Annotated in this window: 11 protein-coding genes; all 11 read right to left on the bottom strand. The window is 51.9% G+C overall.

The window, feature by feature from the left end:
* Positions 1–371 precede the first annotated feature (371 nt).
* Positions 372–4,070 carry a TipJ family phage tail tip protein gene (locus AAC854_RS19005; protein WP_340618476.1) on the bottom strand — a complete coding sequence of 1,233 codons (3,699 nt, stop codon included), beginning with the start codon at positions 4,068–4,070 and terminating at the stop codon, positions 372–374.
* 54 nt (positions 4,071–4,124) lie between these two features.
* The gene (locus tag AAC854_RS19000; protein ID WP_084728617.1) at positions 4,125–4,745 is read right to left on the bottom strand and encodes a tail assembly protein; all 621 of its coding nucleotides are present in this window, start codon (positions 4,743–4,745) and stop codon (positions 4,125–4,127) included.
* Positions 4,746–4,790: 45 nt separating this feature from the next.
* Entirely contained in the window at positions 4,791–5,129 is a 339-nt protein-coding gene (locus AAC854_RS18995) for a hypothetical protein (protein ID WP_047964829.1), read from the bottom strand.
* 59 nt (positions 5,130–5,188) lie between these two features.
* Positions 5,189–5,893, bottom strand: coding sequence for a C40 family peptidase (locus AAC854_RS18990; RefSeq protein WP_047964830.1), 705 nt, complete (start codon positions 5,891–5,893; stop codon positions 5,189–5,191).
* A 2-nt stretch (positions 5,894–5,895) separates the two neighbouring features.
* A complete protein-coding gene (locus AAC854_RS18985; protein WP_047964831.1) occupies positions 5,896–6,645 on the bottom strand; it encodes a phage minor tail protein L in 750 nt (249 codons plus the stop codon).
* Positions 6,646–6,653: 8 nt separating this feature from the next.
* Positions 6,654–6,986 (bottom strand): phage tail protein, encoded by a 333-nt coding sequence (locus AAC854_RS18980; RefSeq protein WP_047964832.1) that lies wholly within the window; start codon positions 6,984–6,986, stop codon positions 6,654–6,656.
* On the bottom strand, positions 6,986–10,357 hold the full coding sequence (locus AAC854_RS18975) for a tape measure protein (RefSeq protein WP_340618475.1): 3,372 nt from the start codon (positions 10,355–10,357) through the stop codon (positions 6,986–6,988). The genes AAC854_RS18980 and AAC854_RS18975 overlap by 1 nt, the downstream gene beginning before the upstream one ends.
* Positions 10,358–10,367: 10 nt before the next feature.
* Positions 10,368–10,640, bottom strand: a complete 273-nt coding sequence (locus tag AAC854_RS18970; RefSeq protein WP_340618474.1) for a phage tail assembly protein T — start codon at positions 10,638–10,640, stop codon at positions 10,368–10,370.
* 20 nt (positions 10,641–10,660) lie between these two features.
* Positions 10,661–11,044 carry a phage tail assembly chaperone gene (locus AAC854_RS18965; protein WP_340618469.1) on the bottom strand — a complete coding sequence of 128 codons (384 nt, stop codon included), beginning with the start codon at positions 11,042–11,044 and terminating at the stop codon, positions 10,661–10,663.
* Positions 11,045–11,047: 3 nt separating this feature from the next.
* Positions 11,048–11,521 (bottom strand): phage tail tube protein, encoded by a 474-nt coding sequence (locus AAC854_RS18960; protein ID WP_340618473.1) that lies wholly within the window; start codon positions 11,519–11,521, stop codon positions 11,048–11,050.
* Between the two features lie 65 nt (positions 11,522–11,586).
* Entirely contained in the window at positions 11,587–11,922 is a 336-nt protein-coding gene (gene gp17, locus AAC854_RS18955) for a tail completion protein gp17 (protein ID WP_340618472.1), read from the bottom strand.
* Between the last annotated feature and the right edge of the window lie 46 nt (positions 11,923–11,968).

Here is an 11,968-nt window from a genome sequence, read left to right as displayed (position 1 = left end):
GGCACTGGATGTACTCAGTGAAATCGCGACAGCGGTGACCCGAAAACAGCCCTATCCGGATGTCTTTAATCTGCTTCCCTGCTAGTCAATACAGGGCTGGTGAATGGTTACCTCACTTTGGCCTGTCAATCAGCGAAATTTTTCGCTAATGGGATTTAAAAGCCCATTAAGGTGATAATTCATGGAGAGGGGCACAAACTTTGCGGTCATCATTTAGTGGAGTGCAAAAAGAAAAGGTATGGTGGAAATCACAATACCCAAAGTGTGATATCCCACCCTAAAGATGGTTGGAATTTCAACCATGACTCAGATTTGAAGCATCTGCGCAACTATAGGGATTTCCCGCCTTTCAATTAATGACACACTCACTATCACATGTTAGACCACTGACCACTGGCTTTAAACAACATACCCATGCCGGGGGTGGAGTATGTTGATCCAAGCCCCTGGGTTTCGAGAACCACTTTAATGACGGGCGTTGTGTTGGCGCGGATGACTACAGGTGGTGTAAATAATGTCCCAGAAATACATTGCGGGCCTCTGTCAGAGGATTCCATTCTAAAGCCTTGTTTGGCTACCAGGGCATTATCAGCATAGACCAAAACCTCCGCCCGCCCGGTTCCACCCAGAGAATTCACATAACGCTGGGTCATTATCGGGCCATAAATGAAAATACGGTCATAGGGCATCTTTTCATTCAATCGCTTATGAAAGAAAATACTCTCCTGAGTGTTATAACCTGTTACTTCTCCTAATGAGAAATTTCCCAATGTGACAGATACCACATCACCCACAATTTTGTTCGCATAGATTGTGCCGGTAAAATTACCATCAGCGCCATCTATCGTACCGGAGAACGTGCCGCTGGTTGCATGCACAGCACCGCGAACGGTCACATTGTTGAATTCTGCGCCGCCACTTTTATCAATATTCCACCCTGCCCGGCCTGCGACATAATTTCTTGACTGGATATAATTGCCAATTTTGGCATTATCAATGCTGCCGTCCTCGATAAACCCGTCACGAATAAACACCTGACCATTCTTGACCGTCATAAAGGGGTTCAGTCTGCCATTAACGGGGTTATAAAAAGCGAAGTTGTTAGCAGAGAATCCGATATACGATTCAAGGTTGCCGTTCTTAATTTCGCCACTGATTACCATACCCGCCGCGTTATATGCCTTGCCGTTATGCTTAAGGGTGATATTCACGCTGTGAATGGCGTAACCATTGCTGTGCTGGTCAAATTCCGCCTGCATTTTGGTGTTGATAATGGCCTGCTGCTTTTTAAACTGCGCCTGAACCTGTTTCTCACTTTCAGCAAACGACGAACCCAGTTTGTTAATGGATTTCTGGTTTTCTGAAATAGATGAACGGTTTTCGCCGACACTGGACTTCACTTCCTTGATGGACTGCGCCCAAGCTTCTTTTTCATCCGCAAAGACCCGATCAAGGCGCTTAATTTCCGCCTTGTTCTCTCCATCCCGCACCAGTAGTTCATGGGCATTTTGCTGAATGGCCGCACCATTAATCAGGCTGGCTTCGGCCTGATAATCAATCTGGGATTGCAGCCGCTTCCCGGCCTCGGCCGTCATGAACTGGTTGCCGGTTGCCTCCACTATCCAACTCGTATCCGTTGAGGATTCGCCCCGGACAAACTCCGTCCACGGGGACTGATTGCCGGATTTATCCACCAGACGGGCACGGAAGTAGAACGCCACCCCGGCTAACAGTCCCTGTAGGGTATGCGTGCGTTGCGGGTAGGGAATATCCGCCAGCAGCATCAACCCCTCACCGTCGTTAGTCGGGCTGTACTGGATCTCGGTTTTCAGCGTGTCGTCCGTCTGGGGCGCAAATCCCCAGTCAAGCTGGATACCAAAGATAATCGGGGTTGTTCTGAATGCGATCGGTGCCGGCGGGTTGCCCTGTTTCCCCTTCAGGTGCGTTTCCGGTGCATTCGCCCAGAGACTGGATATCTCAGATGCATTAATCGCCCGCACTCGTGCCTGATAGCGTCCGGCGTAGATGCCGGGGATCTCAAAACCCTGTGTCGAAGTTCGGGGGGCAGGTATCCAGTTCCCGTTATCCCGCCGCCACTCCGCCTCATAAGCGATGGCACTTTCAGCCGCTTCCCATGTCACCCGCAAGGTGTTTACGGCAATGCCCTGATTGACAACGGAGTAACTGCCAATCGTCACCTTTTTCGGCGGGGGCTGAACGCCGGGCGGAATGACCGAAATGGGGCGTTCATCAATGCGGGTGCCCGTGTCGATGCGTTCATATTTGCCGGGGTCATGGTGAACCGCGCTGATTTCGAAAGTGCCGTTTTCACCCTCCCGGATACTGATTACACGGTATTGCTGAACAAACAAATCATTAGCATCCACCGCCCAACCCGCTTCAACCTGTGGTGTTTCACTGTAGGCGGTCGTGACTGTCACGATATTGTCATTAACCGCCTGTATGGTTCGCCCTTGTGAAGTCCCACCGGGGAGATTGACCAGTAACCTGTCACCCGCCTTTGCCTCAGGTTTGCGGTCCAGTGTGATATTACGTTCTGACACGGCGCTGATACGACCGCCAATAACACGGCCTGCGCGGTTTTTGTGAGCAACGCCAATGATGTGACCGGGCAGCGGGATCTGACCTTCCAGTCCAACCCGGAACGATACTACGTTGTCACGCGAGTTAGTCAGCAATGCCCAGCGTCCACGCCGTTGGGCTTCACTCTGGCGGGTGCAGCCAATCGCCGTCAGTTCCGTCTGATTGATATCATAACGGCGTACCAGCGCATCATCAGAGACCGCCTCAATGGTATCTGCATAATGATTACCGGGATCTGACCAGCTCACCATCGCAACACTGTAACGGGTGCGCTCACTGGCACTGCTGTAGGAAAAATCCCCGTTAATCACATTGGACTGGTTAAAAATATAAGAGACATCGGCGGGCATATCTGCCAGCGCCACAAACTGATTTGCCCCCCAGTAGGTCGTCCCGCGAAAGATGGCTGCCAAATCAGTCAATACCGTCCACGCTTCCTCACGGGACTGGATATACACATTACAGGTAAAGCGCGGCTCCGTGCCGTTTCCACCCTTGCCATCAGGCACCGGCTGATCACAATACTGGGCGATACGGTACAGCTCCGTTTCGTCAATCTGTGCCGAATTGATACGATTTCCCAGCCCGAACATCTCTGACACGATAATGTCGTAGAACACCCATGCCGGATTGTCAGAGTGCGCCCATTTGAACTCACCCGTCCAGATACCGGAATAAGAGCGAAAAACCGGATCATAGTTATCCGGGACACGAATAATTCTGCCCTGAGGTTTACACGATATCTGGGGAGTGTCAGGAAACTGTTTGGCATCGAACTCAATATAAAGCAACGCGGTGTTGGGATAGCGCAGTTTCGCATCAATGACCTCAGTAAAGGCCATGATGTACATTTTATCTATAATGCTCTCACTCTTGGAGTCAGGGGTTAATTTCCTGACCCGGATCTGCCAGCCAGTTGAGGCATTGGGCAGATCAATACGGTGTGACCGTTCATATTTGGTCGTGGTCTTGCCATCCACTGCGGTCTTCAAAACTTCTTCGTATGACCCGCCATCAACGGCTAAATCAATCGCATAATCGACCCGGTAGCCGGTGGTATCGCCATTTTTATGCTGGTGCCGCAAAACAGGCCACGATAACCGAATGCGAACCGCCGACAGTTTAGTATTGGAAACAGCGCGTATCCACGGCGTGTCGCTGCTTAACTCCGTACCAAGACGGATTTCATTTTCCGCTGCGGGCAACCCCTTGATATACTCCTGCGCCTGCGTGCCGGGACGGTATTCCCACTTAACACCCGTGAAATTCATTTCCCCATCGGAATTCGCCAGTGGTGTCCTATTAAGGTAAATTCGCGTGGCACCCAAATCATGCCCCCATTCACCCTCGCCCAAAGCTAACAGCATTTTAGCCTTGGCAATCGACTGTAAACTGTCCGGTGATTCTACGGGGGTATATCCACCGCCGCCCCCGCCCTTGCTGCCCTGAATAAGATGATGTCCCATATTCCACCCATAAAAAAAGCCGCAGGTGCGGCGAAACTAAAAACTGAATGACGGTTATTGCTGATCTTCGGTGTAGATACCCGCTGAGATAATGGCACCCCCGATTTCACGCGTGCCGTACAGAACGGGAACCGGATTCCCCTGCGCCGTGGTATTCACAGGCCCGCCAAAGGCGTAACTGGGTTTATTTTCCGGCGACTCACGCATACGCAGGCCGGGCATTTGAGGGGAAAGCATCTGGGCAACACCACCGAGGGCTAATGACGCCCCCGCCATAGCCATACCCCCAGCTAAACCACCCGCACCAAATACCCCCACACCAACCTGACCACCGGGCACAAACATAGCAATAGCAATCAATGCTACACCTAAAATAGTCTGAAATAATCCAGCACGTTTGCTACCGATAATGACAGGTAGAATATGAATATCCTCCGTCCCTTTTGTCATTTCCAGCTCATCTTGACTGATATTTCTCCCGCCCACAAAAATAGAAAATGTCAGCCCTTTTTTATGCGCTTCGGACATATATTTTTCAAAACCGGGTAACAGATTACGCATGGCATTAATAGCATGTCGGGCATCCCGTGCCTTATATTTAAATTCTTTTCCAAAGCGGGAAATAAGAGGACCATGAAAGCGCACGGTGCGCATGGGAACATCGATAAAAGCCATAATTACCTCATAAAAAAACCACCCATTAAAGGTGGCTTATTGGACTCAAATGCAATTCTTTATTTTTTCCACTCTGTGAGCCGCTCTGGAACCAAACAATCCACCTTGATAATAAAAATTGATTTTAGTCCCGTTGTCCTTATTTATTATATCAGTCACTTCAAGTTGACCATCTGAATATATTGTGTAACCACTACCATATGGTTGAATATAAACACCTCCCCACATTGGCGATTTTTCTTGCCAGCCGAACAAGATGCATTCAGCAATATTTTTTGCAGTTTTATTTGATGAAAACTCAAGATCAGCATCTCGTTTTCTCATATCTTGAATACTTGAGCATCCAGTCAAAACCAACAACATTGATAATAAGATTTTTTTCATTCTGTCCTCCAATATTCCAGAAAACAAAATCATAGCACCAGAAACAGAGTCATCATTTATCAAAGCAAGTTTTTGTGACGCAGAATTTTTATTGTCCTGTCCTTCCAGTATCCGCCATAAGGCACTTTCTGGCTCAATTGCCCGTAAAGATGATGGAGCAATAAATTACCCTCCAGCAGCACGCCTGCATGATTCGGCACATCGGCCTGAACTTGCATCATTACCACATCACCCGTCTGAGGGGCACCGCTAAACTCATTAAAACCGCATTCCTGCCAGTTATCCATATAGCGATTTTCACCCCGTTCCCACCACAGATAATCCACGCGGTAATCAGGTAATTCAATATCATGCACCTGACGGTAGTAACTCATGATCAACCCCCAGCAATCATAGATACCGAGCACAAACGGTCTGCCTATTAAGGGTAGCTCACCACGCGGATAAATGGTCCTGAAATCCCCTTCCGGCCAACTGACAATATGCCACGGTAATTCAGTGGCATCACATTGTGCGGCATCCAGTTCGCTGGGTTGCGTGGTCGCATCAGGGTGACTGTGAACAATAGACGTTATTGTTCCCCACTCGTCAGCATTGGCATAATCAAGCGGGTCAAGGTGAAATTGTTCAGCAGGATTAGGGGCTAAGTTTTTACAAGGGAAGTATTTTTCTATTCGGCTTTTTTGAGCAATGACCCCGCAGGCCTCTTTGGGGTATTCCGCCTTTGCATGCTCAAATATTGCCTGTAATGTATTGTCACGCATCGTCACCGCCTGATTAATGCTGCACCGGGATAACCCCCAAACGGCAAGGGTTCATCTTCGCCGAATCGTAACTTACACGACCTGAGCAGACCGCCGCATTTATCTTTGCCGGGGTCATCAACCGGGTTGTCGTTTTCATCAAAGTAACGGCTCCCAGCATAATCACAGCCTTTACCCGTCCGATACCAGCCCCGTGAGCACCATGTGCACAGGCTGTGTATCTGCCGGGTGGGTATTCTCAGCCCCTCCAGATCGGCAGGACTGGCAAGCTCAAAGGTGACTTCCTTGTCTGTTTCAACTTCTTTGCGGTCAACATAGAAAGTCTGTGTGCGTTCCTGTTCGGGATCGGCAGTCGGATTCCCTTCGGGAAAGTTAACCGCATCCAGATAATGCACAAAGGTATCATGGATGGTCACCTTTGCCTGCACCATGTCCTCAAATTGCAGGCAAAGTGCAGTAATCAGGCCATTGATGTTAGTGACGGTTAATTTCGGGCGGGCAGACTTTCCGTCACTGGATAAATCCAGCCCCTCGATTTTAACAGGCCATGCGCCATACTCGCGCCCCTGCCACCAAATGGACTTTGGCTTGAACTTATCAGGATTATTTTTCGCTGCCTCAATTTCGTCGGGAGTAAGGGGTATCCCATAAGCATGAAAACGCAATACATCCGCACCGAACGCGGTTCCGTCTACTTCATACAGCCGGACAGTCTTACCCGGTGCCAGTTTCTGTATATCAGCACTAAACATATTTTCTCCTAGGGGTGGTGTGCCTGAATAAACTCCGCCGACAATGAATATTTATTACCGCCCAATGCACTGGTCTTATAACCCTCGCAACGATACAACCCCTTGTCAGAAAGCGGCGGTGTCCAGATAAAGGACTGATACCCTTGGTGACGATCCAAAAATGCCAGAATTGCACGGAGATAAGGCTCATCACCGACAAAATCCACCGTCCATTTTTGACTGCGGGGATGAATGCCATCCCCGGATACCTGTGTGTAACCATCCCCGAACTGGACCTTTCGGATGGCAAAATCCACTGTTGAAGAGGCACTCGTTCGGGGACTCCAGTAAAAGGTTTCCATTATCGCCCCCTGATAGCCCTAAAAATCGCACCGCCCGGCCGCAAGTCTTTATCCCGTTCAGCGTAATAGACCTGAGTAAAGGCTCGCGCCAGACTTTCACCGAATGCAGCATCAGCACCATTGGCAGCCTGACTCCTGCCGCCAGAGTCTGTGATATAGACCTGAATATTGGGTGCACCCCCCATGCCACCCATATTGCCAGCGGGGAAAATAGCCCGTACCCCCAGCGAACCATCGGGGCCACGCTTAAGCGGCATAATAGCTTCCGGCCCGGCTTCACCCATCAGCCCCGCACCCTTGGCAAAGGCGAACATAGTTGGGCTGCTGACAATCTGCCCGCTGTACTGACTCAGGTTTGCCGAGGTATAAACACCGCCCTTGGCGTTCTTGGTGAACATGGAAGCAACCCCATTGAGCATGCCGCCGCCACCGCCACCGAATGAAGAGGCCAGCATTTCAAATGCCTTATTCGCCGCGATTTTCATCAGGCTCTGAACGACACTCTGCGCCATTGAGGCGAACATTTCGGAAACGCCTTCTTTGAGTGATTTAGTTCCGGTTAACATACCGGTAACCATGTTGCTCATGCGTTCGCTGACGGTATCAAGCAAGTTGATTGCCACTTCGTGATAGGCGCTTTGGGCAGCAAACAACTGTTTCGCCGCTTCAATGCGTCTCGTGTTGTTTTCCGTTTCGGCTGCCGCAATCAGTTCATTCTTACGCTGTTCACTGATAATCTGCGTTTCCGCGTAGGTGTCATACAAGGCTTTTTTGCGGGCCAGCTGGTTATCCAAATCCTGTACCGGGTCAACGTCACCCCGCAGGGCATCCTTGGCAGAAACGGCATATTGCTGTCGGGCGTCTGCGTTACCCCTGACGTCCTCTTTCCATATCTCACCTTTTCGGTAAGCATATTCGGCGGGTGACTTAATTTCACCATGAGCATTCTGCCGCTTTAGCTGTTCTGTGGCCTCTTGGGTTCTTTTGGCAACACGACGGAACGGGTCGGCTTCTATGGCAGCCTGCAAGTCCTGATAACGCTGTTTGGTTTCTGTCAGTCTCTGGTTAAGCTGGTTCAGATGGCGGTTCTGCGCCTGCGTGAACTTGGTCACATTATCCTGAGCGCTGGCAAACAACTCAGCCGCCGCGTTGCCTTCCTTGTACCGGATCGCTTCTGTGGCCAGTTGCGTATTCAGGTCAGCCACTTTATTGCGGTAATTTTCCTGTGCACTCGCTGCTTCCCGGGCGGCTTTCGCGGCATCACTGGCGGCTTTTGACGCCGCCGCCTGCGCTTCTTTGGCTTTTTCGCCATTCTGATAGCTGGCTACCGTGTTATTGATGTATTTTTGGTAATTATCCCGGTGCTCTGGCGTATTGAGTCCCTGATCTTCGGCGGCAAATTCCGCCTGCCTTCTGATTCTGTCCTCACCTTGCAGGGTCGATAGTTCACGGTCGCGCTCAGAACGCTTAAGGAAAGCTTGTTGCTTATCGTCCAGCGGGGCGGGTGGTAGCGCAAAGGGAACCGGGGTGAATGTCGTCCGCTCTTTCAGCAGGCGGTTCCCCGCCGCCAGCACCCGGTTGAAATCTGAGCCGGCCAGTGTCAGCATCGGCAAGATATCGTTCGTTCTGAGCATTTCAACATAATTGTCACGAAACAGGCCCGACTGACTGGCCTGTAACATATTCAGTTCCTTTTGCTTATTGCTTAGGCCCTCCTGCATGATAGCCAGATTGTTCACTTCGTTGTTATAAATACGCGTCCGTTCAGCCAGTGTCTCAAGAACGCTTGTGGATTCTTTACCAACATTCGTGCGGGCAATGCGCTGTGAAAGCTCCATATCTGCTTTTCTGGCTGCTACTAACTTTTTTTGCACTTCTATAGCGTCGTTCTGATCGGATATTTGGTCTTGGGTATCAAAAATTCGCTTCTTCACCTCCAGCGAACTCATGGTTTTCAGCGACTCAATCAACAGATCGGTATTTCGTCCCAATCCCAGTGCGGATTGCTTGGCCTGCTCCTGACTCTGGTGAAGATAGTAGAGGCCAGCCCCTGCCAGCAGGGCGATACCGGGAATGCCACCCATCACCCCGAGCAGGGCGCCGCCAATTCTTGTGCCGAGCGAGGTGACTGCATTGAGACGGGCCTGTGCCGCGGCTCTTGCATTGATACTTTGTGTTACTCTGGTCTGTGCTGCCGCTTCTGCGGCCAGCGCTCTGTTCAGTCTCGTTTCGGCCGCGGCGAATGTCTGTGCGGTGGTGGTTTGAAGCATGCGTGAACGAGCCGCCAATACATTACGCTGAGCTTGACGCTCAGTAGCTCTGGCATTAGCCACCTGAACTTGAGCGTTCCTGTAAGCCTGATCTGCGTTGTTTATCTCAGCTCTGGTGTTCTGGATTAATGCTGACGTTGATGCACCAATCGCGGATACCCTGTTACCCAGCGCCCTTGCCCCGAATAAACCCGCTGCCGCCATGCCAGCCGCGGCAACGGTATCCATATTCCTCGCTACCCCGTCCAGTACCCCGGATAAGGTTGCCGTGACCGAGGTGGTCCGGTTGGCTTCCCCCACCCACTGCTGAAAGGCAGTCTGAACGCGGGTTGACGCCGCGCTCACGCTGTTCAGCATCGAATCAAACTCTTTATGCAGAATCGCCAACTGACTGAGCAGGGCAGGCACAATCTTCGGCGTGGTCAGCTCGCCCGCATCCGCCAGTTGTTTCAGGTCTTTCTGCGCGACGCCCAATCCATCTGACAGGGCTTTCATAATACGCTGGCCGGACTGGGCCACCGAGTTAAAGTCCTGTCCACGAAGCACGCCGCGCCCGAGGGCCTGTGATAACTGGACGATAAGGGAGGAAGTTTCTTCGGCGGATGCACCGGAAACTTGCAACCCGGTTGCCAGTGCATCAGTCAGGGACAGAATGTCTTTTGTTGTATAGCCGTATTCACGCAGGGAGCTTGAGACGCGGGAAAACAGCCCCGCATTGGATTCAAAGGTGGAGCCGGTATACTGGCTGATCCGCAATAATTCCCGTTGCGCATGGGTGAAATCTTCCGTGGAGGTGGTGGCTAACTTGATGCGGGCATTCAGGGAATTGTAATTGTCCGCCATACTGATCAGGCGCCCGGTGGCGAACATCCCGGCAAAGGCGCCTGCCATGCCGGCGGCGGCGTTCTTGGCTGACAGCAGTTGGTTATTGAGTTCCCGCAGCGCCTGCTGGCTGTCACGGGTGGCCGCCGCTGCCCCGCGTCCGCCCTTTTCCATCACCCGGTAATAATCCGCCCCCATCCGGGAGGCGCGGGCAATCTCCGCCTGAAATGAAGACGAATTGGCCGAAATTTTAATAATCAGTTCACGTAATTTTGCCATAGGAAATTACTCAGGACAGGTTAGATAAAAAGGCCTCCAGACCCGGCGCACGGTCACTGTCTGCGTCGGGTTCACGCCATTGCAGCAGGACATCACGCAGGGCGACTTTGCCCCCTTGTGACTGGTACACAGCCGCCGCGATTTGGGCGGCCTGAATATCCCCCCGCTCATCCCCCACCGGACTCACCCGGTCATATGCCAGCCAGTACAGTAATTCACTGGCGCTCAGGTCCCGTTGCAGCTCAGACAGGGTTTTGCCGAGCCGCAGCGCCAGTGTCATCATGAAAAAGGTGACCGGCTCGTTTACTTTTTTTCTGCGTCCGCCTGTGAAGCCATCAGTTCCAGTGCTTGATGCAGCAAACGGCTGTGAACCGGGCCATAAATGTCTGCCACGGTGTCGATATCGTCTTCGGTAAAGACCGGATCGCCGTTCTCATCCCTGAGTACGTCAATAAACAACACGACATCCCCCCGGATATTGCGGTGCGTTTTCTCTGCGATGGACAAGGTGTCTTCCTCACCCTCTTTCGGTAATGTCACTGCCTGCCAGTGTCCCCATGCTCCCGCTGAGGGTTCGCGTAAGGTGACGGTGACATCGCCCCATTCCGGTACGGTGACGGTTTTACTGCGAAAGCCGGCATTCGGGGCCAGTGCCAGTGCGCGCAGGTCAGGTTTTTTCTTCGCCATGATTTATTCTCCCTGTGAAGTGCTTTTGGTTAACGACGTAGGTTTCAGGGGTAGTGGCTTGCCTTTCAGCCGCAGGGTAAAGCTGGCAGTCACCAGCCCGCTGGCCGATACGCTCCAAGAGTTCTGGCGCACCTCGGCAAGGAACGCATACCCGTTACCGGTGGGAAACTCCACCTTAAACGCATGCAGCTCGTCGGTGTCGTAGGCCGTGCGCAGGGTATCCTGCCCGGGTTCATCGGCGGACCAGTTGCCGGACAGGGTAATTTCGCCCGGGGCCGCAAGGCCATTGGTCATCTCCTGTTCGGTGGAGCACAGGGTGGTCACTTCAATGTCGGATTTTTGCCCGCCGGTATAACTGATCTCTTTGGTGGTACAGTCGATGTGTTGCCAGACCGCATTCTGGGGATTGGCCTCTTTGGCTGCATTGGCCGAAATACTCACTTTCGTGCCCTGGGCCTTTTCGTACTTACTCGACATGGATAATTCTCCGGAAATAAAAAACCGCCCGCAGGCGGCTGAGTCAATGGGGTGAGTTTGTGGGTTTACTGCCAGATCTGGCATTCCAGTGTGGCGCGGTACAGGCTCGTATCTGGCTCGTACCCTTGGGTTTCGCTGAGTTCCGTGGGGTTCAGTCCGGCAATCGCTGACCGGGCCTTATTCCGTATCGCCCGGGCCTCATCAATGGTCCCGGCATAAACATCAATTTGCAGGTTATTAAGCTGGCCCGCCTGCCCGTTCAGCACATCCTGATCGAGGCTGTAGAACGAAAAAACACACCACGGTGGAGTAACTGGCGGCTCTGATTGTGGTGCCACATAAGGGAAAACCTTATACGGCAATACGGGGTTCAGCAGCGGGAAAATGTCAGCCTCGGTCATTTTGACAATACCTCGTCAATCGCCTGATTCGCCCGCTCAATGGCAG

The sequence above is a fragment of the Xenorhabdus entomophaga genome (assembly GCF_037996725.1).
GTDB lineage: Bacteria > Pseudomonadota > Gammaproteobacteria > Enterobacterales > Enterobacteriaceae > Xenorhabdus > Xenorhabdus khoisanae.
The sequence above is the reverse complement of the archived record's forward strand: the minus strand, read 5'-3'. Positions and strand labels throughout refer to the sequence as shown.

Excerpts from the sequence above, each read along its gene's own strand:
- AAC854_RS18980 (WP_047964832.1), bottom strand. The coding sequence starts at position 6,986 with ATGGAAACCTTTTACTGGAGTCCCCGAACGAGTGCCTCTTCAACAGTG.
- AAC854_RS18990 (WP_047964830.1), bottom strand. The coding sequence starts at position 5,893 with ATGCGTGACAATACATTACAGGCAATATTTGAGCATGCAAAGGCGGAA.
- AAC854_RS18975 (WP_340618475.1), bottom strand. The coding sequence starts at position 10,357 with ATGGCAAAATTACGTGAACTGATTATTAAAATTTCGGCCAATTCGTCT.
- AAC854_RS19005 (WP_340618476.1), bottom strand. The coding sequence starts at position 4,070 with ATGGGACATCATCTTATTCAGGGCAGCAAGGGCGGGGGCGGCGGTGGA.
- AAC854_RS18985 (WP_047964831.1), bottom strand. The coding sequence starts at position 6,645 with ATGTTTAGTGCTGATATACAGAAACTGGCACCGGGTAAGACTGTCCGG.
- gp17 (WP_340618472.1), bottom strand. The coding sequence starts at position 11,922 with ATGACCGAGGCTGACATTTTCCCGCTGCTGAACCCCGTATTGCCGTAT.
- AAC854_RS18960 (WP_340618473.1), bottom strand. The coding sequence starts at position 11,521 with ATGTCGAGTAAGTACGAAAAGGCCCAGGGCACGAAAGTGAGTATTTCG.
- AAC854_RS18995 (WP_047964829.1), bottom strand. The coding sequence starts at position 5,129 with ATGAAAAAAATCTTATTATCAATGTTGTTGGTTTTGACTGGATGCTCA.
- AAC854_RS19000 (WP_084728617.1), bottom strand. The coding sequence starts at position 4,745 with ATGGCTTTTATCGATGTTCCCATGCGCACCGTGCGCTTTCATGGTCCT.
- AAC854_RS18970 (WP_340618474.1), bottom strand. The coding sequence starts at position 10,640 with ATGATGACACTGGCGCTGCGGCTCGGCAAAACCCTGTCTGAGCTGCAA.
- AAC854_RS18965 (WP_340618469.1), bottom strand. The coding sequence starts at position 11,044 with ATGGCGAAGAAAAAACCTGACCTGCGCGCACTGGCACTGGCCCCGAAT.